Here is a 19,862-nt window from a genome sequence, read left to right on the forward strand (position 1 = left end):
ACTTAAACTAAGTTTATATTGATAAGGTTTGGGTTTGCACTAAGTGAACTAGTGCAAACCAACAAACCAATATTAATTGTTAAACTAACTGCCAAAGCCTAATAATTTACCACCTTGGTATACAATAAATGTCACAACCCAAGCCAAAGCTGTCCCATAAACCAAGCTAAATGCCGGCCATTTCCATGAATTGGTTTCTCTCTTCATTACTGCAAGAGCAGCTAAACACGGAGAGTAGATTAGTACAAATACCATTAGACTGTAAGCGACCAGTGGATTTAAATTAGGATCTTGTGCTAGTGCATGTTTTAGAGATTTAGAATTTTCATCTGTCTCTCCTAAACTATAAATGGTTCCCATCGTACTTAAGACCACTTCTTTAGCTGTAACTCCGGCAACAAGACTAACACCAACTCGCCAGTCAAAGCCAAGAGGCTGTATGACAGGTTCAACAAATTTTCCCAATTGCCCCGAATAACTTTTTTCAAGTTTTTCACCCGTTTGTTCATTTTCCAAATGAGTCTTTTCTTCTTCCAAAGAAGCAGTAAGCTCAACATACTTTGCAGCACTGGCATATAACTCTGGGTTATCGGTTTCAAATTGTTGCATTTTTTCTGTTTTTGCAGTTTCAAGCTCTGCATACTCTGCACTATCTTCTTCTAATTCTGCTGCAGCTTCATCAAATTCTGCATTAGCGTCTTGAATTTCACCCACTAAAGCTGTAAGTTGTTCATTTTGTTCAATATCTTCAATATTTAGCGGTGCTAATACATCTTCGCCAACTTGTCGAGTATATGTTTCTTCAGCTTGTACTGCTAAAGCATCATAGTCTTTACTATATTCTACCTCACTAGGATAATTAGTCAAGAACCACATTAATATCGATGCTGCTAAAATTATCGTTCCTGCTTTTTTCAAATACAAAGAGCTGCGTTCCCACATATGAAGGATTATACTTTTAAGCGTAGGCACACGGTATGGTGGTAATTCCATAACAAAAGGTTCACTTTCACCCTTGAACAAGGTTTTTCGAAAAATACTCGCCATAATCATCAACAGTACAATTCCTAAAATGTAAATTGAAAATAATACATTACCAGCAACACTCGGATCAAAAAAAGCAGCTATTAAAACGGTATACACTGGTAACTTTGCACTACAGCTCATAAGAGGAGAAACCAATATGGTAATCATTCGATCTCTAGGATTCTCCAGCATCCTAGAGCCCATAATTGCCGGTACACTACAACCGAATCCCAACAATAAAGGAATAAAGGACTTACCATGCAAACCGAACTTACGCATCATTCTATCCATAATAAAAGCTGCTCTAGCCATATATCCCGTATCTTCCAAAATAGAAATCGCTAAAAACAATAGTATAATGCCTGGTACGAAGGTCAGAACTCCACCTACACCTCCGATGATACCATCAACCACCAAGGATTTTAAAGGACCATCCGACATAACACTTCCTATCAATTCACCAAGCTTGCCAAATGCGTCTTCAATCCACCCGGAAGGGACATCACCAATGGTAAATACTAAATTAAAAACAACCCACATCAAACCAAAAAAGATTGGCAATCCAAACAATCGATTTGTTAGAACTTTATCGATTTTATCTGAAGTTGTTATCGCATGTGCATCTCTGACATCTGCAATTTGTTGGTATACCTTTCCTACAAATTGATAACGTTGGCCGGCAACAAACAATTCAACATCTTCACCGATTTTATGACTCAATTCAATCCTGATTTTATCACATTCATTAACAACAGAATCAGAATTCGATAGTTTTGCAAGAGATTGTTTTATATTCGCATCATTTTCTAACAGTTTTAAAGCTAACCACCGCACAGGAAATTTGATTTCATTATGTAAGGCTACCAATAAAGGTTCTAATTTTTTAATCGCCTCTTCGACATCACTTCCATAATCAAGCTTAAAACCATTACTTTGTTTATTATCGCTGGCTTCTGCGGCAGCCAGCAGCATTGCATCGGTTCCTTCATTGCGTACACCTATCGTACGTACAACGGGAGTACCATTTAAACACTGAGAAAGTTTAGAATCATTAATTTTTACCCCTATATCTTCAGCTACATCCACCATGTTTAATGCTAATAATAAAGGATGTTCTAGTTCTAAAAGTTGTATGGCTAAATACAAATTCCTTTCCAAATTAGATGCATCCAGAATATCAATTACCACATCGGGCTTATCATTTACAATAAAATTGCGTGTTACAACTTCTTCTTGTGAATATGCGGTTAAGCTATAAGTTCCTGGTAAATCTATAATTGCAAATTCTTTATCGCCTAAATTCTTATAGCCTTCTTTTTTCTCAACCGTAACACCAGGATAATTACCTACATGCTGGCGTCCCCCAGTCACATTATTAAAGATCGTCGTTTTACCTGAATTCGGATTGCCAACTAACGCAGCCGTTATTTTTTTTCTTGTCATCCTCATGCCCCTTTCAATCAAACACTAAACTGTTAGGAATTAATTCTCATTATCACCTGTAAATGTATATTAACTCACGTGAATTTGATGAGCTAAACATTTTTCTAACATCACCCTAGCACTACCTACTTTCAGCAGCAGGGTCCCATTCATTGAATTCAATATTTCTATAGGACATCCGGGAAAGAGCCCCATGTTCACCATGCGCATACGTATCTCACAAGAACAGGAAAATTTTCTGATTATGCATTTTTGACCTACTCTAGCAAATACTAATGGCATGTTGAAATCACTCCTTTGCTTAAGCCGTTTCCATTTCTATCATTTCAGCTTCTTTTTTTCGTAAAGAAAGATTAAAGCCTTTTACTTTGACTTCCATAGGATCTCCCAAAGGTGCATATTTCTGGACTTCGATTACAGCACCTGCTACAACACCCATATCAATAATGCGTCGTTTGATCATACTATTGCCTGTTACTTTTTTAACGGTCCCTTTTTCCCCTGGCAAAAACTCACTCAGAACCTTGCTCATATTGTTCTCTCCCTTTCAAGAAATGATACCAATTATCATTATCGTGCTTGCATATATATTACCTGAAATTAGGTATAACTGTCAAGCATTCATATTGTATTTGTACCAATAAAATTCATGAAAACGGTGGTGAACATTTGTTATACTCTTTGATAAGCGCTTATATTTAACTTCCGTGACAACCAGAAATATCTTTTAAAAAATAAAGAGAGAAGGTTTTTAACCTTCTCTCAAAAAGCAACCATCCTTACATTAAGTTTCACTTAAAGACAAACCTCAACATCAACCTTTCAGGACGAACTACCTCATTTATTAACCTTTACCAACAGAAAGCAATTCTTACCAATCTTCTCTTACATACTTGGAAATTTCAAAACAAAAAACACTCTACCTCAAACCGACTAATTAACTGCTAAGACTGGGAATCTGGATTCCAATACTCTTTGCATTACCTAAGTCACTTGTAAGGATGGTGCTTGACTAAATAATAACATGGTCATTCTAAATTAGCAAGCTTTTTCTTATGGGTATTTATAACAGATCTTATAAATTTCGAATGAATTTCCTCATTGCAAAAGTTGAGAAACAAAAACTAACTGTATCCCTTGAGATTCAAGCTCCGGTATCATTTCCTTCACTGCTATAGCAGTATTCATCCGGGCATGTCCGATGACGGTTACTGTACTATGTTTGATTGCCATTTCTTGAGCCGTTCGCAATTTGGCTTTAACAGCACTTACCTCGTCTGTATTGTCAAGAAATAATTCATTTTCTCCTGTCTTTATTCCCATCTGTCTCGCGGTCTCAGCTGCTATTGATTGACTATTTGTACGACTATCAACAAAAAACAAATGATTTTCCTTCAAAACAGCAAGTACATCCTTCATCACTCGTCGATCAGCGGTAGCTCTTGAGCCTTGATGGTTATTAACCCCAATGATTCCAGGCACAGATTGAATGGCTTGTTTCACCATGCTTTGAACTTCTTCATCACTCATATTGACGGAGACTGTCAGCTCTTCCGATTGTGCACTTTGCGATAATGGTTCCATCGGCAAATGCAAAATAACCTGGTTCCCCGAACTTAAGCCTTTCGCTGCAGCCTCATTACTAAATGGACGATAGGGTATTACAGCAAAAGTAATCGGACGATTCAGCGCAGCAAATGCAGCAATTGATTCTTGATTATAGCCAAAGTCATCTATGATGATCGCCATTTTTCCTTTGATGCTTCCATCATATTTGGCGTCTATGTTATTTGCAGTCTTTGGACTAAGCGGCTTCCCTTGAGTCAGATAAACCCGATCACTGATGATCGTAACATCTTCTTTTGCTAATTGATCTTTTAAACCAATATCAATTCGAACTACAGCTACTCCTTGATAAGTATCTGGCTGAGAAGAAAAAACTTGACCATCCGCATTATGCACTGCGGATGCAAAGATCTCTTTTATCGATTCAGCAGATGCCTCCGCAGGAACTGTTATTAATAATTGCCTTGTATGCCAACGAATGGTGCCTTCAATATTTTTTCGTGGAACTTCTTTTGTGGTTTCTTTCGTTTCTTTTATAGAGAATCCATTCTTTGCTAAAACCGAGTCAACAGCAGAATGTATTTTTTTAGTCGCATCAGTAAAATCGATTACTGCTCCGGCACCAGTTTTCTCAAGATTGTGTTTGGGAGGAATCTGCTCATTGGAATCATGAAAGAACTTTATATATAAAGTCGTCATCACTAACGCAATAACGATTACTAGCCAAATACTTCTTTTATCATTTACTTTTGCCATATATAGTCTCCCTTCTTAATGCACATTTCCAATTATCGGTTACGATTGCAGCGATATCGATATACAGGTCTTCCTACAGCACCATAACTAATTTCCACATGCAGCAACTCCACGCTTTGGAAATACTTAAGATATTTCCGAATCGAAACAGGTGATAATCCTACATAATTCGCCATTTCCTCAGCCGTAAATTCATCTTTCTGTTCTAGTATATGCTCCCACACGCGCTTAATTGTATTACGATCTAATCCTTTAGGCAGCTCCCCTTCAATTTGAGAATGTCTTGCAAATATTTGCTGATCTAAAAGATTTTGTGACAAATTAGAAGCTTCTCGTATTAACTGAAGACGTTTTTTAAAATTAATTAATGCTGTTTGCATCCGTTCAAATTCAAAAGGCTTAATTAAATAATCAACTGCACCATTTCTAAGAGCCATTTGAATACTTTGATTATCTCGTGCGGCAGAAACTACAATAACATCCACACTATACTCTTGCTGACGAATAGCAGATAATAGCTCTAATCCATTCATATTCGGCATGAAAATATCTAATAACACCAAGTCAATATGCTTTTCCCGCAAAGCCGCTAAGGCTTCCTCGCCATTTTTTACGATACCATAAAACAAAAAACCTTCTACCCGTTCAACATAACGCCGATTCAATTCCGCAACCATAGGATCATCTTCTACAATTAAGACCTTTATCATTCTGATTCCCCTTTACAACGTCTCACTTTTACTTTGTACATCTATTTTCTCATGAATGCAACTATCATAATCACATTTTTTTAAAAACACTTATCCTATTGATAAATTTACAAAATATCTTTTGTCCCTATCGAAACAGAAAGACTTGTCCTATGCTTACCTCAATCCCTAAGCAAAAGTTCAAGTCTTATAACTCACATTGTATTAATTATAATACACTCTATTCTATTTGTATACTTGCAATTTTCTGAATGCTTTTTTATTGCCTAGTAATGATACGCACGACTCTTTCATAAACGAGATAATCCCACATCCATTTTACAAAGACAACTGCCCGATTACGGAAATCAATAAGACGCAAAATATGCACTAAAGACCATATCGACCAAGCAATAAATCCATGGGTTTTGAATGCTCCCATATGCACCACAGCTGCATTACGGCCAATTGTTGCCATATTTCCTACATCTTTGTACACGAACTTTTTAAGTTCTCTGCCACGAATTAAGTTTCGTATATTTTTTGCTGTAATATCAGCCTGTTGTATCGCTACAGGTGCTATCATAGGCAAGGGTCGTTCCCCTTGCACATAATGAGCTGCATCACCAATCACAAACACTTCGGGACGATTTGGCAGTTGTAAGAAATCATTCACAACAGCTCGCCGCATACTGGCTTGTTCAACCTCTAACGTATCCATCAAACCATTGGCTTTTACTCCTGCTGCCCAAATGACGGTATGGGTTGGAATGACTTCGCCACCTTTTAGACTCATTTTTTCTCCATCATAATCGGTAACCTGAACACACATACGCACTTCTACATGTTTGCGGATTAGGGTTTCTACCGTAACCTCCCGCAGCTCTTCTGGCATAGTCGCTAATAATTTGTCAGAAGCTTCAACCAACATAATACGTACTTCTTTAAAGTTCAAATGATGATATTCTCGAACCATTACATGATAAATAAGTTCAGATAAAGCACCAGCTGATTCTACCCCAGTAGGACCGCCGCCTACAATCACAAAGGTCAGTAAGGCTCGACGCTTATCAGCATCTTTTTCATGAGCAGCCAATTCAAACATACGTAGTACATGATTACGAATCGTAACCGATTCATCTAAGGTTTTCATACCAAAGCCATTGGCTTCCATCGATTTCATTCCAAAATAATTTGTCATTCCACCTACTGCGATTATCAGATAATCATAAGCAATATTCCCTGTATTCATGCTCACTACTTTATTATCAAAATCTACATTCGATACCTCCGCTAAGCGAAAGTCCACATTCTTTTGCTCTCTGAAGATGGCTCGGACAGGATAGGCTATGTCATCCACTGACAAACCAGCCGTTGCCACTTGATATAATAAGGGCTGAAATAAATGATAGTTATACTTATCAATAAGGGTAATTTTCACATCCTGTTTTGCTAATGCCCTTGCTGTGCGAATTCCTCCGAAACCAGCACCAATAATTACAACATGCGGCTTATTTACCACCGCTTCATTTTGCATATTTATACACCTCCACTATTTTAATTTGTATGCCCATTTATATAAAAACATTAATTTTTCTCAAAACCAACAATTGTATTGTAATGTAATGTAAAAAATAATTGTACATTATAAATATTTAATAAATAATAACTAACTTAAATAAGTATCTGGTTCTGTAACAACGATTTGTTTTTTAGAATCTATTCATGTTCCTTCTTTAACTTCATAAGGAATATTTACCATGAATATTGTACCTTCCCCTGGTCTACTTTCAAAATCAATAGTTCCTCCAAGACGTTCTAAACTGCGCTGCACTAGATGAAGACCAAATCCCCGGTTCCCCTCCTTGCTGGATATGCCTTTCTCAAATAAAGAACTGCTTACTTCTGGCGAAATTCCCTCACCCGTGTCACTTACGTGAATTGACAATATCCCTTTATCATAATACATATGCAGTTCTATTTCCTTATAAGGACTGTCGGTTACTGCGTCAAAAGCATTCTCTACTAAATTACCAATAATCGTTACCATTTCATGAATCACTTCATTATTCCAAGGCTTAGGAACATAGGTTTCTTCTGCTAGATGCATAATTACATTGTTTTCCCTTGATAAACTTAACTTACTTAGAATAAACCCTGCAAGAAGAGGTTCCCTGATACGTTTGGTTACGAAACTAATTTCTTCTTCATGCTCAGAAGCAATTTTATTAATGTAATTTGCTAATTGCGAGTAACTTTTCAATTTGACTAAACCCAATATAACATGCAACTGATTCATAAATTCGTGGGCCCGCGCCCTAAGAGCATCTACATAATCCTGAACACCTGTAAGCTGCTCTGCAAGATCTTTCACTTCTGTCTTATCCCGAAAAGTAGATATAGCCCCCACCACTTTTCCATTTACAATCATAGGGAGGCAGTTTGCAATAACGGGCGAGCCATGGAAATCTTGTTCTTGATCTACTTGCGCCACACCAGATTCAATTACTTCTAGTAAATTCGTATTTGGTACATAGTTTGTAATGGATTTACCTACCGGACTATCATCTATGCCTGTCAAGCCTAATATGCGAATAGTTTCAGCGTTAACCAACGTAATTACTCCGTGACTGTCGACAGCAAGAATTCCTTCATATACGGACTGCAGCATAGCATTTCGCTCTTCTAATCGATTAGCAATCGCCTCTGGCTCAAGACCAAATAAAATATTTTTTACATTTTTTGATAATAAATAAGCACCGATCATACCAATCATCATACCAATTATAATTGCTAAAAATAACGCCTTTTGCGTCCCTTTCTCCAATATTTTTATATTATCCATTAAGACACCAACGACTACCACCCCTACCTGCTTTCCCTCCGGAGTAAAAACAGGTACAAATGCCCGTAATGCATCTCCTAATGTTCCCTTAGCCACTGAAACATATTCTTTGCCTGCCAGCGCATCCGCCTCATCCCCACCAACAAATTGTTGACCAATCTTTTCAAAATCAGGATGGGATTTGCGAATCCCCTGCATATCTAAAATCACAATGTATTCAACTTCAGCTGCAATTCGACTCTCATTAGCATATGTCTGCATAGCGTCTATATTTTTTTCTTGTGCTAACCCTTCAATTACAAGAGGTGATTTCACAATAAGATGAGCTACACTCGCAGCTTTCCTGGCAGTCCCCTTTTGTGCATCAAATTCAATATTCTGGGATATTAATATATTGGTAATCAACAAGGCTGCAGCTACTACCGCAAATGTTAACAGCATAATCTTAGTTTGCAGCTTTAGACTTTTATTAAAGAACAAAAACACACCACCTTACTTTTCTCTACAGGCTATCTCTATTATAGAAATCTAACGTAGAAAAAACAAGAACAACAGAATGATTTCTAAAAAAATATCCAGAGAGAAAACTTTGTTCTCACTGGACATTTCTTGCTACTTATTATTTTACCCAAATAAGCTCTGCCACTATCTTTTACCCAAAGCAGCTACATATATAATAAATTGTTCCTCACCATCAAGTCCGATTACAGCATTTAGTTGTCCATCATCAAAGGCAGCAACAGCACATGTCCCACAGCCAACAACTTGGGCCGATAAATATAAATTCTGACAAACATGTCCTGCATCTAAATGCAAGTAACGATATCCTCTTTCCCCATAGCGCCATTTCATACGACTGGCTTGTGCCGCCCAAAGAAAGGTTACTGCACTCTTAGCAATAAACTTCTGCCCCAAACACGCCTTTGTTATTTCCGAGGAAATGTGTTCTGCCAAATTCACTTCCATTAATTTATGCTCAAGGGCTAAAAAACGGTATAAACCTGGCTTGATTCCTTCAACATTATGAATAAGTAAGTACGTCTCAAAGGCATGCCGCGCACCTGCTGATGGAACGGTTCGTAACGTAGCCTGATTTCCTAATATTTGCTTAACACCCTGAGTACACCATAATAAATAAGATAGTTCCAGTAAACTGATTGGCACATTCTGATAATCACGTATACTGGATCTGAGTTCAATTAGGGCCATAAAATCAATTGAAATCGGTGGAATTTCCTCTGGCATTGGTAAATCAATGATCTTGTTTTTTTCATCATAAGCCGCTTGCAAAAATGGCTGAGCTACTATACTCTCAGGGTCTTTCTGTTCCATATTCTCATAGCGGGTTTGCACCATAAATTCATTTCCGATGGATTTTAGCATGATCACACCTCTAACTTTTATATGAATAGTTTATTTTAGATACGCTTTTAAATATACTCTTAATTATTCTTTCACCACCTCTTAAAAAAATCCTCCCTGCTTCCAGTTTCGTAAAATAAATAAAACTGCCAACATCCTAATTGAGGATTGACAGTGTTATTTCTCCAAGGTAAACTAACCGTTTTACTATTTTCTTCTTTTTTGCAGCTCTTCCAATAGTTCACTGATACTTACATTATGATACGCTAAAAGCACTAAGCAATGATACCAAAGATCTGCCATTTCATATAGTAATTCTTCTTTGCTATTATTCTTAGAGGCGATAATGGTTTCGGCTGCCTCTTCCCCAACTTTTTTAAGTATTTTATCCTGACCTTTATCAAAGAGATACGTGGTATAAGAACCAACTTGAGGATTGCGCTTGCGATCATTCACTACATGATACAAGTCATGTAAAATAGTGGACACGGATTGTCCATAAACAGAAGGTATCGTTACCGCTGTTTCGCCTTCCACTTTCTGCTGGTCTATTGTACGCCTGAAACAAGACAATGTTCCTTCGTGACATGCAACCCCGACTTGTTCTACTTTGATCAAAAGAGTATCCCCATCGCAATCATAATATATCTGCTGCACCTTTTGCACATGTCCAGAAGTTTCACCCTTTTGCCATAAACTTTGGCGACTGCGACTGAAAAACCAGGTAACTCCTGTTTCTATAGTCTTTCGTAATGATTCCCTATTCATATAAGCCAGCATGAGAACCATTCCGGTTTGTTCCTGTTGGATAATGGCTGGAATTAAGCCATTATCATCAAATTTAATAACGTCTATATTGATCATAGCCGTACCTCCACACCTTTTGATTTTAGATATTGTTTTACCTGACCAACAGTAAATTGTCCAAAGTGAAAAACAGAAGCTGCCAACACGGCATCAGCCTTACCTACAGTAAGCACATCATAAAAATGCACCATTTCCCCTGCGCCTCCTGATGCAATGACAGGTACGCCTACAGCTTCCGAAACAGCCCTGGTCAGTTTAATATCATAACCATCTTTCGTTCCATCCTTATCCATACTGGTCAAGAGAATTTCACCTGCTCCCAGCGCTGTAGCCTGCTTTACCCAATCTAACACGTCCAGCCCCGTGGGAGTGCGTCCTCCATTAATATACACTTCCCACTCTTCTTCACCTCTTTGTCTGGCATCAACAGCCAAAACAATACACTGACGACCAAAGCGCTTTGCTCCTTCGGCAATTAACTCTGGGTTTTTGATGGCTGCTGTATTGAGAGATACCTTATCGGCACCGGCTTTTAACATTTTGCGAATGTCTTCAACTGTTCGAATTCCGCCTCCTACAGTAAAGGGAATAAATACCTGAGATGCAGTTTGCTCTACCATCTGTACCATGGTATCTCTCTGTTCACAAGAAGCTGTAATATCTAAAAATATTAACTCATCTGCAAATTCTTTATCATAGATAGATGCCAATTCCACCGGGTTACCAGCATCTCTAAGTCCTACAAAATTAGTACCCTTAACGACTCTCCCATCCTTCACATCCAGACAGGGAATAATCCTTTTTGTATACATGATTTCACTCTCCCCGCAACAGACGTAAGGCATCAGCAAGGTTCAGACTACCTGTATAAATGGCCTTGCCGACAATCACACCTTCAATACCATCACTCGCTGCCTTTTTTATCGCCTCAATATCAGATAAATCACGAACTCCTCCTGAAGCAATGACTGGAATCCCAGAGGCTTTAGCCACGGCTGCCGTAGCAGAAATGTTTACCCCTGACAAGGTACCATCACGAGAAATATCCGTATAAATAATTCGTGCTACACCAACTTTAGCCATTTTCTCAGCCAATTCTTCCGCCCCAATACCACCTGCGATTCCCCAACCATCTACAGCAACGATACCGTCACGAGCGTCAATTCCCACCACAATACGATCACCATATTTCTCACATGCTGCTGCGACTAAATCCGGCTGCTTAACGGCAACAGATCCTAAAATAACCCGTGCTACCCCAACTTCTAAAAATTGTGCAATCGTGTCTAAATTCCGTATACCGCCACCTAATTGCACAGGAATCCTTACATTTTTGGTTATGTCAGCAATCACATTTAAATTTACAGGCTTACCTGCTAAGGCACCATCCAAATCAACCAAATGTAGATATTCAGCACCTTCATTTACCCAACGAATTGCCATATCCAAAGGATTATCAGCGAATATAGTTTCTTTGTCGAAACGTCCTTCTGTCAACCGAACACATTTTCCATCCCGAATATCAATTGCTGGAAAAAGAATCATGATTTCAACTCCTTAAAGTTAGCCAGCATCGCTAAACCAATACTACCTGATTTTTCCGGATGGAATTGCACAGCCTGTATATTTCCCCGACCAACAGCGGCCGTTACAGCGCCGCCATAATCTGCCACTGCCGTAATCAAACTAGTATCTTCAGGCACAGCATGAAAACTGTGAACAAAATAGACATAAGATTCTTGAGGTATATTCTCAAACAATGGACTCTTAGCAGCAAAAGATAGGCTATTCCACCCCATATGGGGAATTTTTAAAGCAGGAGCCTGTATTTTACGTACCATACCAGGAAAAAGTCCCAGCCCTTTCGTTTCCGGGTCTTCTTCACTGCCTTCAAACAAAACCTGCAAACCCAGACAAATGGAAAGAAACGGTGTTCCTTTCGCAACTACCTCATGGATGGCATCAATCATGTGATAGGCGTTAAGATTCTCCATACAATCACCAAAGGCACCGACGCCTGGCAGTACTACTTTATCAGCTGCTGCGACGATCTTAGGCTCGCTGGTAACTACAACTTCTGCCCCTAACTTAACAAAAGCCTTTTCCACACTATATAAATTACCCATACCATAATCAATAATAGCAATCACAGTTACCCCTCCTATAGCATCCCCTTACTCGACATCACTCCAACAATTCTCTCGTCCATAGACGTGGCTTCATCAAGAGCCCTGCCTAACGCCTTAAATATTGCTTCTACAATATGGTGAGAATTTTTGCCTGACAATAGACGTACATGTAATGTTAATCCCGCATGTACAGATAAAGCCCGTAAAAACTCTTCTGTCAATTCACTGTCAAAATCACCGATTCTTTCCGAAGGTATCGCTACATCAAAAACGAGGAAGGGGCGTCCGCTAATATCTAAAGACACCATTGCTAAGGCTTCGTCCATAGGTACAAAAGCAGTACCATATCGTTTAATACCACTTTTATCACCTAAAGCTTTTGCCAGAGCCTGACCTAAGACAATTCCTGTATCTTCTACAGTATGATGTCCATCTACCTGCAAATCGCCTTGCGCAATGAGCTGCAAATCCATAAAGCCATGTTTGGTTAGCAGCAGTAACATATGGTCAAAAAAACCAATCCCTGTTGCGATTTCACTTTTACCAGTTCCATCAATATTTAATGTAGTTGAGATATTTGTTTCAGCGGTTTGCCGCTTCATTGTCGCAGTACGCATCATTTGGAACCTTCTTTCTTAATTATTTATAAATAGCTTATATTACTCATTCATAAATGTTTTAATAGCCTTATATACATTATCATTCTCTAAAGGCGTTCCAACTGTAATTCTAATGCAGTTGATAAGAAGAGGTGCTGTACTAAAATCTCTAATACCAATATTTTTCTCAGATAAGTAAGCGCTCAGCTTTTGTGCTTTCTCTGTTTTTATTAAAATAAAATTAGTCTCTGAAGGATAGACTGTAATACCTGCTATTGCAGACAGAGAATCCGCTAAGCGCTTGCGTTCCTCAATAATCTGCCCAATGATTGGCATAAACTCATCTCGCATTTGGTATACCACTTGGGCAGTAATCAAAGATAAGGTATTGATGTGATAAGGCATCATAACTTTATTTACCATAGATACACTCTGGGCATTAGACAACATATATCCTACACGAATTGCCGCTAAGCCATAAGCTTTCGATAAGGTTCTTGCTACAATTAAATGGTCGTACTTTTTCATAAGACTAATAGCTGATTTACCATAGAATTCATAATAAGCTTCGTCAACGACAACAGGACACTGTACTTTACTTAGAATATATTCGATATCCTCTTGTGGAATAATTGTACCTGTGGGGTTATTGGGATTGCATAGAATAATCAACTTAGCCTTGGACTGCTCTGCCGCTTCCACAACCTTTTCTGGTGATAGGGAAAAGTCTTCATTTAATGTTACTGGAACGGCTTGACTGTCCGTTAATTGAGTATAAATACCATACATGGAAAAAGAGGGAGTCGGAAAAATAATGCTCCTTCCTGGTCCGCCAAAAGTTTGGCATAGAGCCAATAAGATCTCACTTGATCCATTACCAATTACGATATTTTGAATCGTAGTCGCAAAAGCTTCTGCAATCAATGCTCGTAAATCTAACATTCCGATATCGGGGTAACGGTTAAATGCCATATATTCGATCTGGTTTATAACTCTTTCATGTACTAAAGGGGGCAAATTATTAGGACTTTCATTAGCATCAAGCTTACTATCCCATTCCTTTTCTTCTACTGAATAGGATTTTATATTTTCTAATCCTGGTCGATAATCAAACATCATTCTTTTCCCTCACTCTGATCGCATTGGCATGAGCCTGTAGTCCTTCTGCCTCTGCTAATGTAATTACTTGACTGGCTACTGCCTGCAGCGCTTTTTGGCTATATGCAATAATACTTGTTCTTTTCATAAAGGTTTCTACATTTAACACGGAATAAAAACGAGCTGTTCCCCCGGTTGGCAATACATGATTGGGTCCAGCCAAGTAATCCCCCAATGGTTCTGGCGAATAAGGTCCTAAAAATACAGCGCCTGCATTTTTTACATAAGGCAGCAAGGCAAAAGGCTGCTCGGTTATGATCTCTAAATGTTCTGGTGCTGATATATTAGCCAATTCGATTGCCTGCATACTGTTTTGCGTTATAATCATCAATCCATTTTTCTGCAGTGATGCTTCAGCAATTTCCCTGCGAGGCAGCTTAGCCAACTGGCACTGAAGTTCTATTTCCACTCTACTCGCAAGGTTCCTGCTATCCGTAATTAAAATACTGGACGCCAGTACATCATGCTCAGCCTGACTGAGCATATCAGCAGCAATATAGGAAGGGTCTGCGGTTTCATCCGCAACAATTAAAATCTCGCTTGGTCCCGCTAACATATCAATATCACAATGTCCATACACCGCCTTTTTAGCTAAAGTGACAAAGATATTACCAGGTCCTGTGATTTTATCAACCTTAGGAATCAGCTTGGTACCAAAGGCTAGGGCAGCAATAGCTTGCGCTCCTCCCGCTTTAAATACTCTGGTCACACCCGATTCCCGGGCTGCCGCTAAAATACTGGGATTAACGCTGCCATCCTTGCTAGGCGGAACTACCATAATAATTTCTTTTACACCAGCAACAGCGGCAGGAACTGCGTTCATAATAACAGAGGATGGATAAATAGCAGTACCCCCAGGCACGTACATTCCTACTCTTTCTAAAGGGATACAACTTTGTCCCAGCATCGCTCCATGCTCTCGATAGGTAAGCCAGGTTTTAGGCAGCTGCTCTGTATGGAAAGATCTAACATTGCCAATGGCCTGTCGTATCGCAGCCAATATCTGCTCATCGACCTTTGCCAAAGCCTCTTGAAATTCCGCTTCTGTAACTTCTAATGTTTCTTCACTTAAATTTATGCCATCAATTACCTGGGTATATTGAAGTACTGCTTCATCACCTTTCAGGCGTACATCATGAATAATTTTATCAACTACCTGAGAAGCTGTTAATTCACTGCCGAATACCTTCTTAATATGACTCTTCGCACCTTCTCCTAATATCACCTGATCAAAAGGCGGCTTTATTAATAGCTCGCTTAATTCCTCTAGCGTACTATCTTCTGCATATACAATTTTCATGGAATCACCACACCTTCCAGCAGGGTTCTTAATTCTTCAGTAATTCTATTAATACGATCAAACTTCAGTTTAAAACTTACCCGATTCGCAATAAAGCGAGCCGTAACAGGCTGGATGGTCGCAACCTCCAATAAATTATTCGCTTTTAGTGTACGTCCCGTCTCTACCAAATCTACAATAATTTCTGCTAAACCGACCATAGGCGCCAATTCGATAGAACCATTTAATTTAATAAATTCCATCTGAATGCCCATACTATGAAAAAAGCTTTCTGCTATGCGAGGATATTTAGTAGCTACTCGCATATGCGCATAATCACTTAATTTTTCTCGTTTCAAAGCTTCTGGCACCGCCACCATCATTCGGCACAAACCAAATCTTAAATCTAATAACTCATAAAGATCTTTCTCTTCTTCCAATAATACATCCTTGCCGATAATTCCAATATCGGCTGCACCATATTCAATATACGTTGGCAAATCTGCTGTTTTCGTGATAATAAAATGCAATTTTTCTTTTTCATTGGTGATTACTAATTTACGTGAGTTTTCACTCAGGTCTTCTGCTGTACATCCTACTTTTGCTAACATTTCGGCCGAAGGTGCAAATAGTTTTCCCTTTGGCAAAGCGATCGTAAGATAATCCATGTCACTTGATGTCATGAAGATCCTCCTAAATTACTTTAGTTGTTTAAAGCATTAACATAGTGCTATATTATCATTTGTTAAAATATTCGTCAATATAAATGTAGGATTTTTAGATGCATATGTAGAATCATCTCTCATAAGAATAGTAAAACTTTTATTTTGAACCAGTAAGTTATAGACCCTAAGATTCAGTTTTAAAATATACATAAAGGGGTGTCATCTTATGCCCAACTTAAATATTCTTGTAATCAACAACTTAGCAGACCGTCATATGAAAATAATTCAAAGTAGTGCTCCTAACAGCAACATCATAACATGTGATTATGAAAAAGCTGCAGAGCACATTCGAGACATTGATATTTTAGTTCCTTGGGGGTCCATGGATGTCCGTCCCCTCTACCTTGCTGCCCCTAAATTAACATGGATACATAGCCTAAGCGCAGGAGTTGAAGGTTTGATCTTTCCTGAAATTCAAAATGCCAACACGATAATAACCAATTCAAGAGGTATTCATGGCATTCCGGTTTCAGAACATGTTTTTGCTATGATGCTCGTTTTTACGAGAGGATTGGATGTATTTATTCGGCAGCAAGCAAAGCACCAATGGAAGCGGACAATCGTTGAAGAAATTCATGACAAAACCATCGGTATCGTAGGTCTTGGCAGTATCGGACGAGAAATTGCTAAAAAGGCCAAAGGTCTGGGAATGAAAGTTGTCGCCAGCAAACAAACCATGACAAAAGAGTTATTCGTTGATGAGCTCTATCCTCCTGAAAAACTCCATGAACTGCTTTCACTTTCAGATTTTGTAGTCACAGCCCTGCCTTTATTAAATGAAACGAAACATTTATTTACGATAAACGAGTTTTCCGTTATGAAACCATCTGCTTATTTCATCAACATTGCCCGAGGCGGTATCATTAAACAAGATGATTTGATAACCGCTTTAGAGCAAGGCTTGATAAAAGGTGCATGTCTAGACGTTTTTGATGAAGAGCCTCTTTCTGATTCTTCCCCTCTATGGGATATGCAAAATGTAATCATTACCCCTCATGTAGCAGCCCTATCACCAAGCTACCTGGACAGGGCTGTGAAGCTTTTCGCCGATAACCTGTCCAGATTTCAGCAAAACAAAGAAATGTTAAATATCATTGACAAGATAAAAGGATATTGACCTTTTTCAATGCATATTGTCAGACTCTCTAAGCAGCGTTAACTCCAGTGGATCATTTTCTGCTGGAGTTTTATGATGGTTAGCGATTATATCAATCATCTCAGGACTCTCACCAATTTCCCTCAACATACCAGCACTAATAGCCGCATGATGAAAATAAATATAAAACGCATGGCGAAGATTTGCGACCTTACTTCCTCGCCCCTGCTTTCCCCATTTTCTTAATTGATTTGGGAAAAAACAATCTCCTATAACAGTTATGATTTTATCAACTGTACTAACATCGCCTTTCACTTTTCCTACATCATGAAGTAAGGCGCATTTCACCAATAGATTAATATTTACATTTGAATGATGATCTGCTAAGCGCAGTGCTGTATATGCCACATTCAGAACATGCCGCTGATCTGGCACATTCATCGCCCAAAACAAACTTTGTGCTTTCAAGTTTAAATGCTGCTCAATAAAGTCTCTATCTTTTGGTGTAATCGAAGCGGTAAGTGCAGCAAACACCTGCTTTATTCTATGTAACATCTATTGAACCACCCATTATTCTACGTACACCAGCTTTGCATAGCCTTTACGTTTCTGACTCTCTTTTGCTTGTGCAGAAGATTCCGGAATAACGGCTAATTCTACGCTGCACCCTGAATCACGCAAAGTATCAGCCTGTTTTATTGCTTTCACCAGGTTTTCTTTATTCCATCCAATATAAACACCTTTACAATTTTGAGTACCGTCAATCCCCTGACGCTCTAATGCTAATAGTACTCGTTCAATACCTAAGGCAAAGCCAGTAGCCCCACAATTCATACCAAATGAATTTAACATAGTATCGTACCGCCCACCACCACAGATCGGAAATCCAAGTCCTGCCGTATACCCTTCAAATACCATCCCTGTATAATACTCAAAATCACGAATGATTCCTAAATCAAAGTCAACATATTTGGAAACACCATAGTTCTCTAATAGGTGATAAATATTGGCTAAGTTATCTAAGGCTCTGCGACTTTTATCATTTGTTACCATGCTATAGGCTTGTTTGAGCATATCTTCTCTGCCATGAAGTAATGGAATATGTTTCAGTAAAGTCTGATCACTTTGGCTAAGACCGCTCTTAACGAGTATTTCACCTAATCCCACTAAATCTCGCGTTACCATCGCATGTTTAATCTGCTGCCGCTGCACAAGAGAAAGTTCACTCTGCTCCATAATTCCATTAATAAAATCAACTTGCCCTAAACCAATTTGAAATTTCTGCAAACCAGATTTCAACATCGATTCCACTGCTAAAGCAATGACCTCCGCGTCAGCTGCCGGCTCTGATGCACCCATAATTTCCACTCCGGCCTGATAAAATTCACATTGCCTCCCTGCTTGAGCTTGTTCATAGCGAAAGACATTCGTTATATAAAATAGTTTCATTGGGCTTGGACTACCTTTAAATCGGGTAGCTGCCACACGGGCCATAGGAGTTGTCATATCTGGGCGAAGTGCCAATATACGATTATTTTTATCAAAGAATTTAAACATATGCTGATCTAAGTCGTTGCCTACTCCAACAGTCATCGTTTCCAAATATTCAATTGTGGGAGTAACAACTTCATCATATCCCCAATTTGCAAATAACTGAGCCAAAGCCCCTTCCACAGCACGTTTCTGACTAGCCTCTCTCGGTAAGAAATCTCTTGTTCCATATGGAACCTGAGGAACAAATTCATGTTGCTTCATAAATAGAAACACCCCTATCCCAGTAATTTAATGTTCTCTTAGCAGTACTTTGTATGCTGCTCTTTTATTTGTGATCTTCTTGACCTTCGAGTCTTTCTAACATAAACTTATACCCGTCAGCACCATAATGTAAACAACGCTTTACCCGACTAATTGTTGCAGTACTAGCCCCTGTTTTGTCTACAATGTCATCATACGTATGACCAGCTCTTAACATACGAGCTACTTCCATGCGTTGGGCAAGAGATTTCAATTCACTTACGGTACAAATATCTTCAAAAAATTGATAACATTCTTCTTGATTTTCTAACAATAAAATAGAACGAAATAACTGATCTGTTAGGTCATCTTTCAATTTGGGATTTGTAGGCATTTTTCTTTTCCCCCATTCTATTAAATCCTTTATTACTTTTAAGCTTTACTTAGTGAAATTATATCATTATGATTTCCCATTTGCAAAGTCATTTTTTTCTTGACACTATTTTATAGAACTGCTAATATATTCATTAGCAAGTTAATATCTTTCATCAAGAGCAGTTGAGGGAATGGCCCAATGAAGCTGCGGCAACCATTCACTTTGTGAAACGGTGCCAACTCCACAGGATTAATTCCTGGTAGATGAAGCGC

General features: G+C 38.7%; 20 protein-coding genes and 1 riboswitch. Of the genes, 1 reads left to right on the forward strand and 19 read right to left on the reverse strand.

The genetic code is table 11. The features are described 5' to 3' along the window. Positions 1-84: 84 nt before the first annotated feature. The 16 genes from feoB to hisG all read right to left on the reverse strand — a co-directional run bounded on the left by feoB (position 85) and on the right by hisG (position 16,342). Entirely contained in the window at positions 85-2,469 is a 2,385-nt protein-coding gene (gene feoB / locus FR7_RS14780) for a ferrous iron transport protein B (RefSeq protein ID WP_007931791.1), read from the reverse strand. A 69-nt stretch (positions 2,470-2,538) separates the two neighbouring features. After that, entirely contained in the window at positions 2,539-2,751 is a 213-nt protein-coding gene (locus FR7_RS14785) for a FeoA family protein (protein ID WP_007931793.1), read from the reverse strand. Between the two features lie 19 nt (positions 2,752-2,770). Continuing rightward, entirely contained in the window at positions 2,771-3,001 is a 231-nt protein-coding gene (locus FR7_RS14790) for a FeoA family protein (RefSeq protein ID WP_007931796.1), read from the reverse strand. Between the two features lie 566 nt (positions 3,002-3,567). Beyond that, entirely contained in the window at positions 3,568-4,791 is a 1,224-nt protein-coding gene (locus tag FR7_RS14795; RefSeq protein WP_007931798.1) for a divergent polysaccharide deacetylase family protein, read from the reverse strand. 32 nt (positions 4,792-4,823) lie between these two features. Beyond that, on the reverse strand, positions 4,824-5,501 hold the full coding sequence (locus FR7_RS14800) for a response regulator (RefSeq protein ID WP_007931801.1): 678 nt from the start codon (positions 5,499-5,501) through the stop codon (positions 4,824-4,826). Positions 5,502-5,760: 259 nt separating this feature from the next. Next, complete coding sequence (locus tag FR7_RS14805; RefSeq protein ID WP_007931802.1) at positions 5,761-7,017, reverse strand: NAD(P)/FAD-dependent oxidoreductase; 1,257 nt, start codon at positions 7,015-7,017, stop codon at positions 5,761-5,763. A gap of 186 nt (positions 7,018-7,203) precedes the next feature. Next, positions 7,204-8,805 carry a DcuS/MalK family sensor histidine kinase gene (dcuS, locus tag FR7_RS14810; RefSeq protein WP_007931803.1) on the reverse strand — a complete coding sequence of 534 codons (1,602 nt, stop codon included), beginning with the start codon at positions 8,803-8,805 and terminating at the stop codon, positions 7,204-7,206. A 165-nt stretch (positions 8,806-8,970) separates the two neighbouring features. After that, the gene (locus FR7_RS14815; protein WP_007931804.1) at positions 8,971-9,708 is read right to left on the reverse strand and encodes a SagB/ThcOx family dehydrogenase; all 738 of its coding nucleotides are present in this window, start codon (positions 9,706-9,708) and stop codon (positions 8,971-8,973) included. A 186-nt stretch (positions 9,709-9,894) separates the two neighbouring features. Beyond that, positions 9,895-10,551 (reverse strand): bifunctional phosphoribosyl-AMP cyclohydrolase/phosphoribosyl-ATP diphosphatase HisIE, encoded by a 657-nt coding sequence (gene hisIE / locus FR7_RS14820; RefSeq protein ID WP_007931805.1) that lies wholly within the window; start codon positions 10,549-10,551, stop codon positions 9,895-9,897. After that, complete coding sequence (gene hisF / locus FR7_RS14825; RefSeq protein WP_007931806.1) at positions 10,548-11,306, reverse strand: imidazole glycerol phosphate synthase subunit HisF; 759 nt, start codon at positions 11,304-11,306, stop codon at positions 10,548-10,550. Before hisF ends, hisIE begins: the two co-directional genes overlap by 4 nt. A 4-nt stretch (positions 11,307-11,310) precedes the next feature. Continuing rightward, entirely contained in the window at positions 11,311-12,039 is a 729-nt protein-coding gene (hisA, locus tag FR7_RS14830; RefSeq protein WP_007931808.1) for a 1-(5-phosphoribosyl)-5-[(5-phosphoribosylamino)methylideneamino]imidazole-4-carboxamide isomerase, read from the reverse strand. After that, positions 12,036-12,644 carry an imidazole glycerol phosphate synthase subunit HisH gene (gene hisH, locus FR7_RS14835; RefSeq protein ID WP_007931810.1) on the reverse strand — a complete coding sequence of 203 codons (609 nt, stop codon included), beginning with the start codon at positions 12,642-12,644 and terminating at the stop codon, positions 12,036-12,038. The genes hisA and hisH overlap by 4 nt, the downstream gene beginning before the upstream one ends. Positions 12,645-12,655: 11 nt before the next feature. Next, entirely contained in the window at positions 12,656-13,243 is a 588-nt protein-coding gene (gene hisB / locus FR7_RS14840) for an imidazoleglycerol-phosphate dehydratase HisB (protein ID WP_007931813.1), read from the reverse strand. Between the two features lie 39 nt (positions 13,244-13,282). Then, on the reverse strand, positions 13,283-14,341 hold the full coding sequence (gene hisC, locus FR7_RS14845; RefSeq protein WP_007931814.1) for a histidinol-phosphate transaminase: 1,059 nt from the start codon (positions 14,339-14,341) through the stop codon (positions 13,283-13,285). Beyond that, entirely contained in the window at positions 14,331-15,680 is a 1,350-nt protein-coding gene (gene hisD / locus FR7_RS14850) for a histidinol dehydrogenase (protein WP_007931815.1), read from the reverse strand. The genes hisC and hisD overlap by 11 nt, the downstream gene beginning before the upstream one ends. Then, complete coding sequence (gene hisG, locus FR7_RS14855; protein ID WP_007931816.1) at positions 15,677-16,342, reverse strand: ATP phosphoribosyltransferase; 666 nt, start codon at positions 16,340-16,342, stop codon at positions 15,677-15,679. Before hisG ends, hisD begins: the two co-directional genes overlap by 4 nt. 208 nt (positions 16,343-16,550) lie before the next feature. Here hisG and FR7_RS14860 point away from each other — a divergent pair, with 208 nt between their 5' ends. Next, on the forward strand, positions 16,551-17,501 hold the full coding sequence (locus FR7_RS14860; protein ID WP_007931817.1) for a D-2-hydroxyacid dehydrogenase: 951 nt from the start codon (positions 16,551-16,553) through the stop codon (positions 17,499-17,501). A 6-nt stretch (positions 17,502-17,507) separates the two neighbouring features. On the opposite strand, the gene FR7_RS14865 is transcribed toward FR7_RS14860, so the two are convergent. The 3 genes from FR7_RS14865 to FR7_RS14875 are packed head-to-tail and all read right to left on the reverse strand — an operon-like array spanning position 17,508 to position 19,608. Further along, positions 17,508-18,035 (reverse strand): HDIG domain-containing metalloprotein, encoded by a 528-nt coding sequence (locus tag FR7_RS14865; RefSeq protein WP_007931818.1) that lies wholly within the window; start codon positions 18,033-18,035, stop codon positions 17,508-17,510. Positions 18,036-18,050: 15 nt separating this feature from the next. Then, positions 18,051-19,247, reverse strand: coding sequence for an ATP phosphoribosyltransferase regulatory subunit (gene hisZ, locus FR7_RS14870; protein WP_007931819.1), 1,197 nt, complete (start codon positions 19,245-19,247; stop codon positions 18,051-18,053). Between the two features lie 52 nt (positions 19,248-19,299). Next, positions 19,300-19,608: a YerC/YecD family TrpR-related protein gene (locus FR7_RS14875; protein ID WP_007931820.1), complete on the reverse strand. Its 309-nt coding sequence runs from the start codon at positions 19,606-19,608 to the stop codon at positions 19,300-19,302. A gap of 148 nt (positions 19,609-19,756) precedes the next feature. After that, a riboswitch (SAM riboswitch) is annotated at positions 19,757-19,860 on the forward strand. Positions 19,861-19,862 lie beyond the last annotated feature (2 nt).

The organism is Pelosinus fermentans DSM 17108 (assembly GCF_000271485.2).
GTDB classification, from domain to species: domain Bacteria; phylum Bacillota; class Negativicutes; order DSM-13327; family DSM-13327; genus Pelosinus; species Pelosinus fermentans.

Bases quoted from the DNA above. Each gene is read 5' to 3' on its own strand.
- FR7_RS14795 (WP_007931798.1), bottom strand. From the start codon at position 4,791: ATGGCAAAAGTAAATGATAAAAGAAGTATTTGGCTAGTAATCGTTATT.
- hisB (WP_007931813.1), bottom strand. From the start codon at position 13,243: ATGATGCGTACTGCGACAATGAAGCGGCAAACCGCTGAAACAAATATC.
- hisF (WP_007931806.1), bottom strand. From the start codon at position 11,306: ATGTATACAAAAAGGATTATTCCCTGTCTGGATGTGAAGGATGGGAGA.
- hisG (WP_007931816.1), bottom strand. From the start codon at position 16,342: ATGACATCAAGTGACATGGATTATCTTACGATCGCTTTGCCAAAGGGA.
- FR7_RS14805 (WP_007931802.1), bottom strand. From the start codon at position 7,017: ATGCAAAATGAAGCGGTGGTAAATAAGCCGCATGTTGTAATTATTGGT.
- FR7_RS14815 (WP_007931804.1), bottom strand. From the start codon at position 9,708: ATGCTAAAATCCATCGGAAATGAATTTATGGTGCAAACCCGCTATGAG.
- feoB (WP_007931791.1), bottom strand. From the start codon at position 2,469: ATGACAAGAAAAAAAATAACGGCTGCGTTAGTTGGCAATCCGAATTCA.
- FR7_RS14865 (WP_007931818.1), bottom strand. From the start codon at position 18,035: ATGTTACATAGAATAAAGCAGGTGTTTGCTGCACTTACCGCTTCGATT.
- hisC (WP_007931814.1), bottom strand. From the start codon at position 14,341: ATGATGTTTGATTATCGACCAGGATTAGAAAATATAAAATCCTATTCA.
- FR7_RS14790 (WP_007931796.1), bottom strand. From the start codon at position 3,001: ATGAGCAAGGTTCTGAGTGAGTTTTTGCCAGGGGAAAAAGGGACCGTT.
- FR7_RS14875 (WP_007931820.1), bottom strand. From the start codon at position 19,608: ATGCCTACAAATCCCAAATTGAAAGATGACCTAACAGATCAGTTATTT.
- FR7_RS14785 (WP_007931793.1), bottom strand. From the start codon at position 2,751: ATGCCATTAGTATTTGCTAGAGTAGGTCAAAAATGCATAATCAGAAAA.
- hisD (WP_007931815.1), bottom strand. From the start codon at position 15,680: ATGAAAATTGTATATGCAGAAGATAGTACGCTAGAGGAATTAAGCGAG.
- FR7_RS14860 (WP_007931817.1), top strand. From the start codon at position 16,551: ATGCCCAACTTAAATATTCTTGTAATCAACAACTTAGCAGACCGTCAT.
- hisA (WP_007931808.1), bottom strand. From the start codon at position 12,039: ATGATTCTTTTTCCAGCAATTGATATTCGGGATGGAAAATGTGTTCGG.
- hisIE (WP_007931805.1), bottom strand. From the start codon at position 10,551: ATGATCAATATAGACGTTATTAAATTTGATGATAATGGCTTAATTCCA.
- FR7_RS14800 (WP_007931801.1), bottom strand. From the start codon at position 5,501: ATGATAAAGGTCTTAATTGTAGAAGATGATCCTATGGTTGCGGAATTG.